Source organism: Paenibacillus sp. LK1 (assembly GCF_002750415.1).
Taxonomy (GTDB): Bacteria; Bacillota; Bacilli; order Paenibacillales; family Paenibacillaceae; genus Paenibacillus; species Paenibacillus taichungensis.
Genome location: NZ_PEII01000001.1, coordinates 101,117 through 117,745, shown reverse-complemented (window position 1 = coordinate 117,745; position 16,629 = coordinate 101,117). Strand labels below are relative to the sequence as shown.

The window sequence follows — 16,629 nt, the reverse complement described above, 5'->3', positions numbered from 1 at the left end:
ATTGGACAAAAGTACATACCTGTATTATATGCATGAATAATGTATAAACGTCTAAGTCTGCCATAACAACTCAATCCATTGAGGTGTTCATATTGAAAGGGGATAGTCACGTGTTTAAGAAAAATAAAAAAATGATCATGCTTCTGATCACCGTAATGGTCATGTCCATCTGGCTGGCAGCTTGCGGATCGAAACCAGCAGATAACGGTACAGCAGCAGGAGAGAACAATACAGCAACGGAGACAGAGACACAGACAGAAGCTCCGACAGAACGTACATTGACAGATGCAATGGGGCATGAAGTGAAAATTCCTGCTAATCCGGAGCGTATCATCGCTTCGTATCTGGAAGATAACCTGGTTACACTCGGCGTTAAGCCAGTTGCTCAATGGTCTGTAGCCAACGGAATCCAAGAGTATTTGCAAAAAGATTTGGACGGCATTCCTACGATTGCTTTCGATCTTCCTTTCGAAGCGGTAACAAGCTTCAACCCGGATCTGATTATTATCGGTTCCGAAAGTGTGGTTGAGGGTGAGAAATACGCTCAATACAGCAAGATCGCACCTACTTATGTACTTGGCGATGAGATCAATAGCGATTGGCGCAAAACCCTGTTGAAAATCGGCGAAATTCTGAATAAAGGCGATGAAGCACAAAAAGCGCTGGATGAATACGAAGTGAAAGCCACAGAAATCAAGGAAAAAATCAACACAGTCACAGGTGGAACGAAATCGGCAGCGGCCATCTGGTTGGTTAGTGGCAAATTCTTCATCGTAAGTGACAATGTATCCAGTGGTGAAGTGATGTACAAGGAACTGGGACTTGCTGAGCCTGAAGTAGTGAAAGAAATCTCTGCTAATGCGACAGGTAACTGGTCTTCCATCTCGCTGGAAAAATTGGCGGAAATGGATGTAGACTACTTGTTCTTTGTGAATAGTGATGAAGGTACAGGTTCAGAAGCACTGAAAGATCCGGTATGGCAAAGCATCCCGGCAGTGAAAAACGGTAACTTGTTTGAATTTACCCGTTCGAGCAGCTGGTTGTATAGCGGAGTTCAAGCGAACCTTCAAATTATGGAAGACATTCAGAACAGTATTGTAAAATAATAGAGATCAAATACGAAACTGAATGTATACACTCCTTGGTGCGATGGGCACCAGGGAGTTTTTGTGATTTCAACATTTTACGATATATAATAAATGAAGCGAAGATCGTGAGAAAGTAAGTATCGTTTTACGATCATGGAAGGGGATAGCTTATGATGCATACTTTGGACCCACGAGAACTGACGGGCAGAGATAACTATAAACTGATGAGTGGTTCGGTTGTGCCACGCCCAATCGCATTTGTGACAACACTTTCTCATGACGGCAGCGTCATTAATGCAGCACCCTTTAGTTTTTTTAATATCGTTAGCTCTGACCCACCGATATTATCAATATCCATCGCTCGCAAGGATGGCGTTATGAAAGATACGTCTCGCAATGTGCTTTCCGGGAAAGAACTCGTTGTACATATCTGTGATGAATCGATCGCTCTTGACATGAACGAGACGGCTGCCTTGCTGGAGCCCCACGAGAGTGAGCTGGAACGAACAAACCTGACGACTGTACCAAGTACTGTGGTTTCCGTACCATCAATACAGGAAGCACTTATTCGGATGGAGTGTAAGTTGTATCAGCATATTCCGATATCGAACGATGAGGGAAAACCTGTGAGTGATCTGATTCTGGTTCGAATTGTACAATATCATTTCAGTGAAAACGTGTATGATCCTGCCACCAATTATATATTAATGGATCAGCTCAAACCGATCAGCAGGCTGGCCGGGAATGACTATGCCAAACTTGGCGAGAGATTTACCGTGGTCAGGCCGGAGTAACAGTGGAGCGGGTTGAACGACCTGTTGAAGGAAGGGTCGGGATAACATAATAGTAATCATCCTTTAATAAGACGGACAACATGTGCGGAATTCGCATGTGTTGTCCGTCTTTGCGTGTTTCGTGAACATAAAGGGGGCAAGCCTCGAATAGACTTGTACTATATCCTGCACATGTGACATGAACCTATTTTATATATAAGGAGGTTGGAGCCGATGAACCAACTTGATGGAACTGTACCCGCAGCAAGTATCATGGGAATTGGAACGGCATTGCCTGTTCACCGCATTGAGCAAAAGGATGTGTCTGCTCGGCTCGCACAAGCGCTGGAGCATGAGCCGGATTCCAGACGATGGGCCAAGCGAATATTCAACCAGTGTGGTGTTGAGACACGTTATACATGTGAACCGAATCTGCTGGAGCCAGTTGAGTCTTGCCGTTATCTGCCTTTTACCCAGAGGGAGAATGTTCCGACCACAGCCGAACGTATGGGAAAATATAAGGAAGCAGCCGTTCCGCTTGGAATTCAGGCAGCACGTCTGGCACTCGAGGATGCCGTCGTTTCTACCTCGGAGATTACACATCTCATTACCGTTAGTTGTACAGGGCAATTCCTGCCCGGTCTCGATGTTCGGCTGATTCAGCAGCTTGAACTATCGCCGCGTATTAACCGAATTCCGCTTGTATTTCAGGGGTGCGCAGCCGGTCTGAAAGCTGTACAGTTGGCGAATTCGATTGTGACGAGTGACAAAGACGCTACCGTTCTTATCGTATGTGTGGAGCTGTGCACCCTTCATTTTCAGCCTTCCGCCAAGCGGGATGATCTGTTCGCGGCGTCCTTCTTCGGGGATGGCGCATCTGCTTGTGTTGTGGGCCTGTCCGGATTAGGACGTAAAGAGCTGTTCAGATTGGGTAGCGGGGATTCCGTATTGCTGCCAGACTGTTCAGAAGAGATGATCTGGGAGGTGGGCAATACCGGCTTCGATCTATATCTCTCTCCACAGATCCCAAAACTGCTCGGCTTACATCTTGGTCCAGAGGTTGAACGATTGCTGGACGGCAGCGATCTACCGGAGATCTGGGCGATCCATCCTGGGGGCAGAGGTATTGTGGATGCGGTGCAGAAGCTGTATCAGCTGTCAGATGAGCAGGTTGCATACAGCCGAAACATTTTACGGGATTATGGAAATCTATCCTCTGTGACGATTTTGTTTGTTTTACAGGCCATCCGCGATGATTATCGCAAAAGGGAAGAAGCTTCCAGCGGAATAGCACTTGCATTTGGACCGGGACTGACGGCGGAATTGCTTCCTTTTACTTATGTTCCTGCATCCGTTGAAGAACGAGAACCAGTGAATCAAGGCATGATTTAAAAAGAGAACGGAATTACCAATCTGATAGCAGAGGAGCTTGGGTATGGGTTATCGCAGCCTTGCTGTCCTCATTAGCCGATATCCGCGGTTCATCATTCTCTGCTGGGTGTTTGTCATCGGGATGTCAGCCGTCTGGGCATGGAAATTGCCTGGCATTGTTCAGGATCATGGGTTGAACTTGGATCAGGGAGATGCTCATGCTGTAGAGCTTATTCTGGAAAAAGAGTTCCATGTTCCTGCTGATCCGGTTATTCTTCTATTTGAAAAAAAGACCGGCACTACCCCCGCCGAATTCCGGGGCTGGATTAAAGATCGTCTGCAACAGGTGAGTAAACTGTCAGGTGTAACGTCCATAATCTCTCCGCTTGAAGCACGTGGAAGCCGGATGCTGCTGGGGGACGTGGCCTATGCTTTGCTGGCGTTTGATGTACCGTCTCACAAGATGGGCCCGCCACTTGAACAGCTGCGTTCTGTGCTTACAACAGACGGTCCGGGAACGATCCAAATCACAGGGAAATCCGTTGTACAGCAGGATGTGAACCGTCTCAGTTTTCGCGATTTGGAACGGGCAGAGGTTGTGGGATTGCCACTTGCCTTCGTCATTTTGTGTTTTGCATTCAGAGGTCTTTATGCAGCGCTAATTGCAGTCATTATGGGAGTGTCCGGCGTCATAACGGCAATGGGAGTTACATCCCTGATGGGTTACCATCTGGCGCTCTCCAACTTTGTGATCAACGTTATTCCGATGGTGGGAATGGCGCTCAGCATAGACTTTGCTCTGATTATTCTCAGCAGATACAGGGAAGAACTCCAGCGAGGTCAGAATAGTGAAGCAGCAGGTTCGGGCGACGAAGAGGTTCTCCAAAGAATGCTGCGTACAGCGGGAAGAGCCGTATTTTTTTCTGTGGCTTGTGTGCTGTTAGGACTGCTTGGTCTACTATGGATTAGATTGCCGATGTTTCTGAGTGTATCCCTTGGAGCCATTGTTGTGCTCGTCATATCGGTCCTGCTGAATATAACACTGCTGCCAGCCATTCTATCCCTCTATTCTGTGCGAATCTTTAGACAACATTCCAGGAATTCCATCTCTTCAAAACAGGGCCAGCATCAACAATCGTTGCCGTCACGTTCGATCTGGTCATTCTGGTCAGGCATGATTATGAAACGGCCGATTAGGATGGCGCTGATTGGAACGGGTGCGCTGCTTCTCTTTGTTCTACCGGTTGCCCGGTTAGAGATCGCCATCCCGGATGCTTCTTCCTTGCCTGACAGAATGGAGTCTCGCCAAGCGACTGAGCAGATTCAGCGCATTTTTGGACAAACGAACGTCTCTGCTGTAGAGATTGTAATTGGTGGAACGGGAGAGCCGTTGACCACATACCATTGGCGAATGGCGTTGAGTAAAATGCAAGAGCTCCAGCAGGATTCGAATGTGGTGGCTATTGAGTCCGCATGGGGGATCATGGTGCCGGACAAGATGTCGGGCCAAGCTCAAACTAATATTAAAACTCAAATGAACATTCCATCACCTTCTTTGAGTGAAGCACTGAAAGAAACCCAATCTCAACAGCCTGCATGGCTGCGTTCATATGTGTCCGACCATTCCATTCGTATGGTGGCTACCATTCACGGAGCACCGGGCTCCGATGAGGCTGCATCCTGGCTCGAACAGATGAGGGCAAAGGACATCGCTAACTCCATGTCTTTCATACCCCTGCGTTACGGGGGAGAAGCAGTTATGCAGCATGAAATCATGCAAGAAGTTTCAGGTCAACTGCCCAAAGTGCTGGTGTTTGTTGTGGTATCGAATTATCTCGTATTGCTCGCAGCATTCCGGTCACTGCTCATCCCAATCAAAGCCATTCTGATGAATCTGCTCAGCTTGGCTGCTTCATTCGGCGTGCTCGTACTGGTCTTCAATCAGGGCCATTTTGGCATGGAGCCATCTGCCATTGCCATTATGATACCTGTGTTCATTGCCGGGCTTGTCTTCGGTATTTCGATGGACTATGGCGTTTTTATGCTGACCCGTATCCAGGAGGTTTACAGACGAACAGGGGATAGTGATCTGGCCGTACAGCAAGGACTGGCCTCAACCGGACGTCTCATTACTTCGGCGGCAGCGATTCTGCTGGCAGTGACTATACCATTTGCCTTTGCTGACGTGGCGGGTGTCAAACAGCTGGGAATCGGAATTACAGCGGCGGTGTTCATTGATGTAACCATTATCCGCCTAGTGCTGGTGCCTGCACTAATGAAACTGATGGGTAGATGGAACTGGTGGCTACCAGGGCACAGGGAATAAAAGGCCAGATTAAGAAGGATGTTCACGGAGCCTGCAGTTCAGGTATTCGAGAACATCCTTTTTTCATCAAAAAGGTGTGAATTCAGCCCAAAAAAGGCAATAATGTTCAATTCATGGGCTGTACCGTGATTTATAATAGACTGGACAAGTCCGACATATATCTTTTTACATACGTCTATCATTTGAATCCACAGGAGGGATGAACGGTAATGTCTGATATTGAATCTTATCTGCAAAAACAAACAAGCCCGCGTGGACGCTCTGCGTACCAGACGGGTCAATCTCTTGAGCAATGGCGGAGGCAGTTGCGAGTACGGATTATAGATCGGCTGGGCGGCTTCCCATCCGTGGTGTCGGAGCTGAATCCTGTAATGCTCGAACGCACTGTATGTGACGGATATATCCGAGAACGGGTTGAGATTACGACCTATGCGGGGTTGCGCATGCCCATCTATTTGCTGATACCGGATATGGTAAACGCTACCAAAGAATCACGCCCGGCCATTATAGCCTGTCATGGACACGGGTATGGCAGCCGGGAGATCTCAGGCATGGAACCCGATGGTTCACCGCGTAGAGGAGAGCCTGGTTTGCATAAAGACTTTGCCGTCGCCCTTGTACAGCGTGGATATGTGGTTGCCGCTCCTGAATTGCTTGGATTTGGTGACCGAAGGTTGGAAGAGGATCGAGATGCCCCCCCGGCGCAAGCTCCTGTACCAAGATTGCCGCCCATCTGCTCATGACAGGGCAGACGCTTGCTGGGCACCGAATCTATGAAACGATGCGTGTGCTGGATTACGTAACCACACGTCCTGAAGCTGATCCAGCACGTATCGGAAGCATGGGCATCTCGGGTGGTGGACTCGTGACGGCATTCACAGCTGCGCTGGATGAACGTTGCCGTGCGGCTGTCGTGAGCGGTTACGCAAGTACATTCCAGGGTAGCATATTGGACAGAAATCATTGTCTCGACAATTATATCCCAGGAATTCTGAGGGAAGCAGAGCTGCCGGATATCATAGGTCTGATCGCACCCAGGCCGCTATTTATTGAAGCCGGAAGTGAAGATCAGGTATTTCCACTGCCAACAGCCAAAGAAGCTTATGCTCGATTGACAGAGATCTATGAACAAGCGGGAGCACAGAAATGGCTCGATGCAGACTTTTTTACAGGAGGCCATGAGATCAGTGGAGCGAAAGCCTATGACTGGCTGGATAACGTTCTGTAAAGCAATCATATATAAATGAACCTTTGAGAGGAGAGTTTAGTTATGAAATGGTCAAAATCTGTGCGGTATCTGCTCTGCCTAACCCTGTTTACTAGTCTGATTGGAGGTGCTCTGACAGCTAATGGAGGACAGGTCGCCCAAGCTGCGGCGAATGAGTACAAATTTGACTTTGGCGCGGGTGCAGTTGAGAACGGTTACACAGGTGTATCGGCAACAGAGGCCTACACATCAGCGAAAGGTTATGGATTCAATACACCTGCCAACATGCGTAATGTATCGGCATCTGGAACAGGTGTTGCAAGCGATGCCGTACAGTTTGTCACCTTTGGAACGAAAAGTACGAATACGTTTAATGTGGATCTGTCCAACGGTCTTTACGAGGTTAAGGTGGTCCTGGGCAATACAGCCAGATCGAGTGTGGCAGCAGAAGGTGTATACCAGATCATTAATATGACGGGTAATGGGGCGAGCGATCAATTTCAAATTCCGGTGACGGATGGACAGTTAAATCTGTTGGTTACGGAAGGGAAAGAAGGCACCGCATTTACACTTAGCGCACTTGAAATCCGGAAAATTTCGAATCAAACGGTGACGAACCGTACGATCTATATTGGCGGCGATTCAACGGTCTGCAATTACTATCCGCTCAGCAGCAGTGTACAGGGTGGCTGGGGGCAGCTGTTTCCTGCCTACGTAAATACGAGTACGTTTCAGGTTCGCAATATGGCCTCTAGTGGTCAATTTGCAAGAGGTTTCCGCGATGATGGGCAGATGGAAGCGATTCTGAAGTATATTAAGCCGGGAGACTACTTCATTTTGCAATTAGGGATTAATGATACCAATGCCAAGAACAATACAACCGAAGCAGAGTTCAAGGAGATCATGCGTGACATGGTCCGTCAGGCCAAAAACAAAGGAGCCACCGTCGTTCTATCGACGCCTCAGGGTCGGGCAACTGATTTCAATTCAGCCAATGTGCATACTGCAGAAAATCGCTGGTACAATGCATCTACACGTGCACTCGCCCAGGAAGAGGGCGTGACGCTTGTAGAACTGAACAAACTCAGTTCGGCCTATTTTACTTCCATTGGACCGGCTGCAACACTGGCCTTGTATATGACAGGCGATACGCTTCATCCGAATCGTGAAGGGGCAGCCCAGCTTGCACGAATCGTTGCTGCTGATCTGAGAAGGCAGGGACTAAATGGATTTTGATCTGGTTAAAATGAAGCTTCGTTCCGCTGCTCCTCGAACATAGATTGGACTTAACTGAATCGTATAGCCAAAAACACCCCCGGGACAGCCAATTAATCTACGGCATGTCCCGGGGGTATTTGATTGTAAACCAAGTGACTATTCCATCATATCCTTGGCTTCATGGTTGACCTTTTTACCTTTCAAGAGTGGTTCAAGTTCATCCTGTACACTCTGTTCCCATAGGGGCACGTCTGTACGATAGGCAGCCCGTCCGTTGAGATGTCCGGCTACTGGTGCTGTGATAAATACAAACACAATGCCAAGCAATACCCGAGCACTGATATAGTTATCGAAATACCAGAAGAAGAGAAACGTTCCGCTCAGTACACAAAGTACGCCGAGTGTAGTACTTTTGGTGGCGGCATGTGCTCGTAAATATACATCTGGCAGTCGGATCAGTCCGAACGCGCTAAATGCGCTCAGTAGTGCTCCCAGCAAGACAATGAGCCCAATGACAATTCCGGCGGTTCCATCAACGATCTCCTTCATTTTTGAATACCGCCCCCCGTTCAATATATCGTGCAAATGCAACTGTGCTTAGAAAAGCGAGAATGCCGATCAACAGAATGATATCCAGATAAGCTTGGGTATGAAGCATCATGGACAGAACAGCAACGATGGCAATGACGTTAATACCGATCGTATCCAGTGCCGTAATCCGGTCGGCCATGGATGGTCCCCGTAGCACCCGGTACAGACAACCCAGTATTGCGAGGGAGAGAATAAGCAAGGATATGAACAACATTGAGGATAACATTATCGTGTCACCTCCATAATGGCTTTTTCGAACGTATTTTTGATATCATCACTCATTTTCTGTTCGTCTTTGATATCCAGCGCGTGTATAAATAATTTGCGTTGATTCCCTGAAATTTCAAGTGGGAGGGAGCCTGGCGTCAGTGAGATGAGCAGACACAGGAGTGTAACTTCCCAGTCAGAGGACAGCTGTGTCTGATAGGTAAATATGCCGGGCCGAATATCAAGCTTCGGCTTCACGATCTGGCGAATAACTTCAATACTGGCCCGTACCAGTTCCTTGAACAGCAAGGCAATCAGCTTGATGATCGCCCAGACACGAACAATATAGAAGCGTTGCGGAAAGAAACGTCGCATACTCCCAATCAGCAGTAGACCCAGCAGGTAACCCGTGAGAAAGCCAACCCCATTCCACGCATTATTCAGAAACATCCATACAAAGCCAATGATCAAATTAAGTACAATCTGAAAGGCCATACGCATCTACTCCTTCAAGACTGCATCAATATAAACATTGGGATGCAGCAGAATGTCGCCTGCGCGGGAGGTCAGTTGGAACATGCCCTCAGCCCCCACACCCATTGCGATGATGAACACAAACAGAATTCCGGCAGGGATGAGCAGGCCGTTCACGGCGTAAGGTCTTCTCACTGCGCCTGCCGGCGGTTCACCCCAGAACGCCTGGATGAAGATGCGAAGAACCGAATACAACATCAGCAGGCTGGAAAGGACGGCAATGCCTGTCAGTCCGTAGAGACCTGCCTGCAACCCGCCTTCAAATAACAACAATTTCCCAGGAAATCCACTGAACGGAGGAATACCTGCCAGCGCAAGTGCACTGATGAAGAACATCCAACCAAGCAGTGGGTAGCGGTGGATCAGCCCGCCCATATTGTCGAGTTTGGAGGTGCCTGCGACCGCGATCAGAGCGCCTCCGAGCAGGAATAGCAGTGTTTTGATGAGCATATCATGCAGCATGTAGAAGAGTAGACCTTCCAGTGCAGGACGGCTGGCAGCAGCCATCCCGAAAGCTACAAATCCCACCCCTGCGATCACGTTGTAGATCAGTATTTTATTGACGTCACGATAGGAAATCGCCCCGATTACCCCGAGTACCATGGTCGCTCCAGCCATCCAGCCGATAAGGGCATGGAAGAAATCAGGATCATGATAGAATATCAGTGTGAATGTTCGCACAATGGCGTACAGACCTACTTTGGTCAACAAACCGGCAAATAGAGCAGTGACCACTGCCGGGGGGGCTGCGTAAGAGCCGGACAACCAGAAGAACAGGAACAGTCCGGCCTTGATGCTGAAAACGATCAGGAAGAGGACAGCGATCAGGGTGATCACTCCGCTCTGTCCGACTTCAGCGATCCGATTGGACAAGTCGGCCATGTTTAAAGTGCCGGTAACAGAGTAGAGAAAACCAATAGAGGCAACAAATAGCGCAGAAGAGACAATGTTAATCAAGACATACTTGATCGTTTCTCGTAGTTGTCTTTCCGTACCTCCCAATACAATTAGTGCATAAGAAGAGATAAGCATCAGTTCAAAGCATACAAACAGGTTAAACAGGTCTCCAGTCAGAAAGGAACCGTTCACGCCTGCAATCAGGAAATGAAAGAACGGGTAAAAATGATGTTCTTCCCGTTCCTTATTTACACTTCGGAAAGCGTAGAGCAGGCATGCCAGTGCAATGATTGAAGCAGCCACGACGAGCAATGCCGATACCATATCTGCAACTAGTACAATGCCATAAGGCGGTTCCCATCCTCCCATATTGAGCGTCTGTATCCCGGATTGTGTCACTTGGGTAATCAGTACGGTTGAAGCGGCTGCCGTCAGCAAAAGGCCAATAACACTCACAACCCGCTGGATGTTTACCCGCCGGAAGAATAGAAGGGCTATAACCCCGGTAATCAGTGGCAGCAGAATGGGCAGAACAACGAGATTATTCATAAGGACGCCCCCTTACTTCTTCCATATCGTCTGTTTTCAGCTTCAGATAGGAACGATAGGAGAGTACAAAGAAAAAGGCGGTTAGTCCGAAATTAATGACAATGGATGTCAATATCAGCGCCTGGGGAAGTGGATCGACATAGCGTTCAGCTTGCTCCCCAAGCAGCGGTGGTGCTCCAGTTTTGAGACGGGACATCGTGATCAGCAGTAGATGAACTCCGTGAGTGAGTATGGACATACCGAGCACGATTCGGAGCAGGCTCCGCGATAAGATTAAAAAGACGGCGACTGCAAACAAAATGCCAACGGCCACACACATCAATATTTCCATATCAGCGATCCTCCCCGATCTGTAGAATGATATTCATGGTGACTCCCAGGACGGCGAGATATACGCCGAGGTCAAATAGCATCGCGGTTGCAAGTTCTGTTTCTCCAAGTATGGGGAGATCGAAATGACCAAAGGTCTGGCTCAGGAAGGGTACGCCGAACAAAAAAGAGCCAGCTCCAGTCAATAAGGCAATACCCAGCCCGATGGCCGTCAAGGTGCGGAAATCGATAGGTAACGCTTTGCGTACAGTATCCGTACTGAATGCCAGCGCGATTAAAACCAGGCCAGCTGCCGTTACCAGGCCGCCAATGAACCCGCCACCCGGGTTATGATGTCCTGCGAAGAACAGATGCAGCGCGAAGGTCAGAATGATAAAGACAACAACTTTAGTCGTCGTTTGCAACAACACATCGTTGCTTTGAAGTGGTACGGTATCCCAGGTTGATGAGCTGCGTTCACGGTTGCCATACTTTTTCGTATTGTCCGCTTTGTCATCCGCATCTTCTTCGGTTTCTTCAGTCTGTTCTTTCTTGCGGAATTTCAGTCTAGCGCCAAGGTCCCTCGCTTCGAGATTCAGATTAATCATGGAGTAGATGGACAACGAAGCTACCCCCAGTACCATAATCTCCAGTAGGGTATCGAATCCACGGAAATCCACCAGCAGCACGTTGACAACATTTTTGCCGCCAGCCAGATTGTAACTTTCCTGAATGAAAAAGTCGGAGATGCTATCCAGTGATGCGGTTCCGCTCGCTGCTAATGCAACAAAGGTCATGACCACACCTACTGCAATCGCAACAACCATATTCACACTGAGGTAGCGGCGGCTAGATTTGCCCCGTTGTAGCTCCGGCAGATGGTAGAAGCAAAGCAGGAACAGTGCAACCGAGACCGTTTCGACAATCATCTGGGTCAATGCCAGATCCGGCGCTCGGAACAGCACGAATAGTAATGTGACGAGGTAACCCACTGCGCCAGTCATTATGACTGCGGATAGTCTGTTCTTCGCAAAAGGGATCGAAACCGCTGCTGCGATCAGTGCGATGAGCAGTACTGCTTCATAGAAAGAAAAAGGGGCATTACCCTTGAAGTTCCACGTAATATTTTCCCCTGAGCGGAAAAAGGCATAAACCAGCAATGCAACGGTGAACGAGAAAATATATACCAGATAGTTACGAACCGAGCCATTCATATAGGCTTCTGTCCATTTACGTGCATAATGCTGAAGATTATCTAGTACGACATGGTACATATTGTTTATCGTTAACCCTTGTGGGTAATGCTCATAAATCGTTCTCCAGCGCGGCAGCAGTTTGTACAAAGTAATACCGAGGGCGATTACACCAATGGTCATGATTAATTCTGGTGTGATGCCATGCCATAGGGAGAAGTGAACATCAAAGTGTTCATTTCCGTTCAGCAGTGATGGAAGTACAGCAGCCATCGCTGGTTCAATTAATGATCCAGCCAGCAGATTCGGGAATAGACCGAATATGATCACCAGTATCCCGAGAATAACCGGAGGAATCAACATGCCAACGGGAGCTTCATGCAGCTTCTCAGCAGGAATCTCGCTGCGGGTGCGACCGAGGAATGTTTTGAACACAATAATAAGCGCATAGATCAGGGTGAACACACTTGCGAGCCAGGCGAACACAGGCAAGAGTACACTCCATGATCCGAGTCCAAAGATGCGGAGGTGTGTTACTTCCACCATAGCCTGGAAGAACAGCTCCTTGCTCAGAAATCCGTTAAACGGCGGAATTCCGGCCATGGCGAGTGCTCCGACGAGCGCTACCGTAAAGGTCACTGGCATAAATGAAGCAAGTCCGCCAAGTTTCCTTATATCCCGCGTGCCTGTCTCATGATCCACAATGCCAACGACCATGAACAGTGCCGCCTTGAAGGTAGCGTGATTGAACAGATGAAGCAGTGCTGCCGTAATGGCAACTGTGTACATCGCGGAGGATTCGCCATATCCGAAATAGATGGCTGCCGAGCCAACGCCGAGCAGAGACATGATCAGACCAAGCTGTGAGATGGTAGAATAGGCCAGGATCGCTTTAAGGTCATTTTTTTTCACGGCAAGGAATGATCCATAACATAGGGTGAGCAGTCCAACCCCGGTGACAAGCCAGAACCATAATCCCTGTCCACCAAAGATGGGTGTAAACCGGGCTACGACATACAGCCCCGCCTTGACCATGGTCGCCGAATGCAGATAGGCGCTGACAGGTGTTGGAGCTTCCATGGCGTCAGGCAGCCAGATGTGGAACGGGAACTGCGCCGATTTGGTAAAAGCTCCAATCAGAATCAGTACAAGAGCAGGCAAGAATAGTGAACTGTCCTGAATCTGGCCCCATTCCGTAATCGTTGCGCGAATACTGAACGTACCCGTCATGAGGTACATCAGCATGAATCCGGCAAGCATGGCAAAACCACCAAAAACGGTAATGAGGAACGACTTTTGTGCGCCCGAAGTGGACGCCTTGCGTTTGTAATGAAAAGCGATCAAGAGAAAGGACGTTATACTGGTCAACTCCCAGAATCCATACAGTACAATCATATTGTCTGACAGTACCACGCCAAGCATGGCTCCCATAAACATCAGCAGATACAAATAAAAGCGGTTTAAGGCTTCTTTGGTATCCATGTAGAAAATGGAGTAGAGCACCACCAGTGTTCCTACACCGGTGATTAACAATGTCAGCAGCAAACTTAGACCATCCAGATATAGATTAAATCCAATGTCCAGTGACGGAATCCAAGGGATATACCCGGATACTGTATTTCGCTGAGACACGGCGGGTACGAGGCTCGCAAAATAAACAAATAATAGGGCCGGGACAAGTAAAACCAGCCATCCCATATGTATTTTACGGAAGAAACGATGCAGCATGGCAAGTACAATACCAGCGGCAAAAGGCAGAATCACAGCAACATGAAGCAGGCTCAACATTACACCCCCAATGACTGAATTTCTAATGCTCTTTGTTGTGACAAACAGTGCTCATATGGCTCTGTGAGCATGCTTGCTCTCTATATTCATAACCCAAGTATGTATATACAGAATCGTGACTATTCTTTGAATGGAAGAAACACGGTGTGAATAGCGTCCCCATATTGTATGGATATATATAATGAAAAAAGACATTATTTCCGATAAAGATGAAAACGAATAGGTGACATCCCGTAGTTCTTAACAGCATGAATGATGTTGAAAAAAGCAAGCTGGTTCACCGTTTATTGGAGGAAGTTATGTCATTCAAGCTTAAAACTGTTCTCACCATGACCTTCGCTGTGTTATCCCTGTTGGTTACACTCACGATTGGTTATATTCTAAGTCAAAAATCATCCATAGCTGTTGAAACGGAGATTGGTCATTCCCTCATCAGCACAGCTTCTCAGACTTCAGACAAGCTGGATCGTTTCATGTGGTCGCGTTCAGGAGAATTGGATCTTCTGGGCCGAATGATTGCCCTAGAGGACCGTTTCGAGCCTGCCGAAATGCAGATGCTGCTGAATCAGCTTCAAGATAGCTTTCCCACATTCTCATGGGTTGGATTCATGAATCCCAAAGGAAAAGTGCTGGCTTCCACAGACGGCATATTGCGCGGTGAAAATTTATCGGAACGACCTGTGTATCAGGAGGGAATCAAGGGTAAATTTATCGGAGATGTCCATGATGCTGTCCTTCTGGCGAAGCTTCTTCCGAACCCAACCGGCGAACCACTTCAATTTGTCGATATCAGCTTTCCGGTAAACTACAAGAACGGAGAGATTGCTGGCGTGCTTGCCGCACATTTGAGCTGGGCCTGGGCGAAGGAAATGGAGGAAAGTGTCCTGGAGCCGCTGAAACATGAAGAAAAGGACATCGAGATGTTTATTGTCAGTCAAAAGGAAAATATGGTGCTGCTTGGTCCAAAAGAATGGATTGGTCGTCCTTTAAAGCTATCGGGTATTGAAGGGGCAAGACTGAACAAAAGCAGCTGGTCCATAGAAGAATGGCCGGATGGAAAAGAATATGTAACAGGATTTGCTACTAGCCAAGGGCATTTGGACTATCCGGGTCTGGGTTGGACGGTGGTTATTCGTCAGCTCAAGTCAGCGGCGTTTGCTTCCGTGACCGACATGCTTTGGTTCAATGTGTGGGCAGGGCTCTCGGTTACGGTGCTGTTTGCACTGATTGGCTGGCTGATCTCCCGCCAGATCTCGGCCCCGATTGCACGGCTGACTCAAGTGGCGAATCGGCTTGGTGCTGGAGAGCAAGTACAGATTCCGGAAAATCGAGGTTTTAGGGAAATCGAAGTACTGTCACGTTCCCTCGGAGATATGCTGACTTCGCTAACAAATAAGGACTCGGAACTCGTTATTATGCAGAATCTGGCCCACTACGACCAATTGACCGGACTGCCAAACCGAACAGCGCTCGAGCTCTATCTGGAAGAATCCTTGGAGATGGAAAGTGAAAATCACACATTAACATTCCTTTACCTTGATCTGGATGGATTCAAAAGTGTGAATGATACGCTTGGACATCAGACCGGAGATGTTCTGCTGCAGAAAGTGGCTCAGCGCTTGACCAGTATCCGTCATGATAAGGGCATCACGGTAAGGCTTGGCGGAGATGAGTTCCTCATTGTGCTCCGCTCTGTGGGAAGCAATCCAAGAGAAGAAGCTCGTACCTATGCGGAAGAAATCATCCAGAGCCTGAATAAGCCGTTTATTATTGAATATGAACGAATTCATATTGGCTGCAGCATTGGGGGTGCTGAATATCCTACCAACAGTGGCAATCCGAGTGAAATTATCCGTATGGCAGATGAGGCGCTGTATGAATCGAAACGTGCGGGCAAAAATAGAATGACATTCTATCCAGAATTGAAGAACACAGTTAGAGAATAATATAATATAAATTGCAGTAACTGATCCGCATACAGGCAAGGAGCGATGAGATGTCTGGAAAATATACCAATGTACCCTATGGTTATGAACCTCCACCGGCTACCCGGAAAGGCACGCTGATTTTCTATGATTCATTTGAGCACATAACAGATGAACAGCTTGAACACGCCGCTGATATTGCGGACACACGTTCCTTTGTGCAACTTGTGCTCTATCCGCTGCATGAGAATACAGTGAAGCGAATGAGCAAGGATGGTGTGCAACCTTTTTACAAAAGGGAAGATCGCCTTCATGACTGGAGAAGGGAGCATGCATCCTCCAGCATACGGGTGGAAGGCTGGGAAGGCAAGAGGAAGAAGTATACGCCGATCGAAGCAGCCCTGCGTCATATGGCAGAAGAATATCCCGCTCCCCATTTTCTGTATCTCACGGTGGAGATGGCGAATCAGTTCGCATCATTTGATTCGTTCAAAGATTGGATTAAGGAAGTACGTCTGATAATTGATGGAGCTGCCGTTAAGCTCCACCCGAAACTGGAGCAAAATGCACATCGCTGGGAATGGGCAGAATGAACCGGTACATTCGAATTGACGATTAGGCAGTAAAAAAAGTAGTGCTGCACAGCCGGCTTC

Annotated in this window: 15 protein-coding genes; 9 read left to right on the top strand and 6 right to left on the bottom strand. The window is 48.1% G+C overall.

Going from position 1 to position 16,629, the window contains the following annotated elements; genetic code table 11:
- The first annotated feature begins 110 nt into the window (after positions 1–110).
- The 7 genes from CS562_RS00475 to CS562_RS00450 all read left to right on the top strand — a co-directional run bounded on the left by CS562_RS00475 (position 111) and on the right by CS562_RS00450 (position 8,001).
- Positions 111–1,106 (top strand): iron-hydroxamate ABC transporter substrate-binding protein, encoded by a 996-nt coding sequence (locus tag CS562_RS00475; RefSeq protein WP_257219268.1) that lies wholly within the window; start codon positions 111–113, stop codon positions 1,104–1,106.
- Positions 1,107–1,261: 155 nt separating this feature from the next.
- Positions 1,262–1,882, top strand: a complete 621-nt coding sequence (locus CS562_RS00470; protein WP_099853681.1) for a flavin reductase family protein — start codon at positions 1,262–1,264, stop codon at positions 1,880–1,882.
- A 213-nt stretch (positions 1,883–2,095) separates the two neighbouring features.
- Positions 2,096–3,253 (top strand): type III polyketide synthase, encoded by a 1,158-nt coding sequence (locus CS562_RS00465; protein ID WP_099852745.1) that lies wholly within the window; start codon positions 2,096–2,098, stop codon positions 3,251–3,253.
- A gap of 43 nt (positions 3,254–3,296) precedes the next feature.
- Positions 3,297–5,558 carry an MMPL family transporter gene (locus CS562_RS00460; protein WP_099852743.1) on the top strand — a complete coding sequence of 754 codons (2,262 nt, stop codon included), beginning with the start codon at positions 3,297–3,299 and terminating at the stop codon, positions 5,556–5,558.
- A 209-nt stretch (positions 5,559–5,767) separates the two neighbouring features.
- Complete coding sequence (locus CS562_RS33265; RefSeq protein WP_257219267.1) at positions 5,768–6,301, top strand: alpha/beta hydrolase family protein; 534 nt, start codon at positions 5,768–5,770, stop codon at positions 6,299–6,301.
- Positions 6,298–6,786: an alpha/beta hydrolase gene (locus CS562_RS33260; RefSeq protein WP_257219266.1), complete on the top strand. Its 489-nt coding sequence runs from the start codon at positions 6,298–6,300 to the stop codon at positions 6,784–6,786. Before CS562_RS33265 ends, CS562_RS33260 begins: the two co-directional genes overlap by 4 nt.
- 42 nt (positions 6,787–6,828) lie before the next feature.
- Positions 6,829–8,001: a rhamnogalacturonan acetylesterase gene (locus CS562_RS00450; RefSeq protein WP_076290999.1), complete on the top strand. Its 1,173-nt coding sequence runs from the start codon at positions 6,829–6,831 to the stop codon at positions 7,999–8,001.
- Positions 8,002–8,139: 138 nt separating this feature from the next.
- Here the strand turns inward: CS562_RS00450 and mnhG are convergent, their stop codons facing one another.
- The 6 genes from mnhG to CS562_RS00420 are packed head-to-tail and all read right to left on the bottom strand — an operon-like array spanning position 8,140 to position 14,048.
- Entirely contained in the window at positions 8,140–8,532 is a 393-nt protein-coding gene (mnhG, locus tag CS562_RS00445) for a monovalent cation/H(+) antiporter subunit G (protein WP_062324636.1), read from the bottom strand.
- Positions 8,516–8,800: a Na(+)/H(+) antiporter subunit F1 gene (locus tag CS562_RS00440; protein WP_063563408.1), complete on the bottom strand. Its 285-nt coding sequence runs from the start codon at positions 8,798–8,800 to the stop codon at positions 8,516–8,518. Before CS562_RS00440 ends, mnhG begins: the two co-directional genes overlap by 17 nt.
- On the bottom strand, positions 8,800–9,276 hold the full coding sequence (locus CS562_RS00435) for a Na+/H+ antiporter subunit E (protein WP_076291000.1): 477 nt from the start codon (positions 9,274–9,276) through the stop codon (positions 8,800–8,802). Before CS562_RS00435 ends, CS562_RS00440 begins: the two co-directional genes overlap by 1 nt.
- Before the next feature lie 6 nt (positions 9,277–9,282).
- Positions 9,283–10,761, bottom strand: a complete 1,479-nt coding sequence (locus tag CS562_RS00430; protein WP_076291001.1) for a Na+/H+ antiporter subunit D — start codon at positions 10,759–10,761, stop codon at positions 9,283–9,285.
- Complete coding sequence (locus CS562_RS00425; protein WP_024631879.1) at positions 10,754–11,092, bottom strand: Na(+)/H(+) antiporter subunit C; 339 nt, start codon at positions 11,090–11,092, stop codon at positions 10,754–10,756. Before CS562_RS00425 ends, CS562_RS00430 begins: the two co-directional genes overlap by 8 nt.
- A gap of 1 nt (position 11,093) precedes the next feature.
- The gene (locus CS562_RS00420; RefSeq protein ID WP_076291142.1) at positions 11,094–14,048 is read right to left on the bottom strand and encodes a Na+/H+ antiporter subunit A; all 2,955 of its coding nucleotides are present in this window, start codon (positions 14,046–14,048) and stop codon (positions 11,094–11,096) included.
- Positions 14,049–14,350: 302 nt separating this feature from the next.
- Between CS562_RS00420 and CS562_RS00415 the strand changes: the two genes are divergently transcribed.
- Together CS562_RS00415 and CS562_RS00410 are read left to right on the top strand one after the other, a co-directional pair.
- Positions 14,351–15,997: a sensor domain-containing diguanylate cyclase gene (locus tag CS562_RS00415; RefSeq protein WP_099853679.1), complete on the top strand. Its 1,647-nt coding sequence runs from the start codon at positions 14,351–14,353 to the stop codon at positions 15,995–15,997.
- Between the two features lie 50 nt (positions 15,998–16,047).
- Positions 16,048–16,569 carry a hypothetical protein gene (locus CS562_RS00410; RefSeq protein ID WP_076291002.1) on the top strand — a complete coding sequence of 174 codons (522 nt, stop codon included), beginning with the start codon at positions 16,048–16,050 and terminating at the stop codon, positions 16,567–16,569.
- The last annotated feature ends 60 nt before the right edge of the window (positions 16,570–16,629 follow it).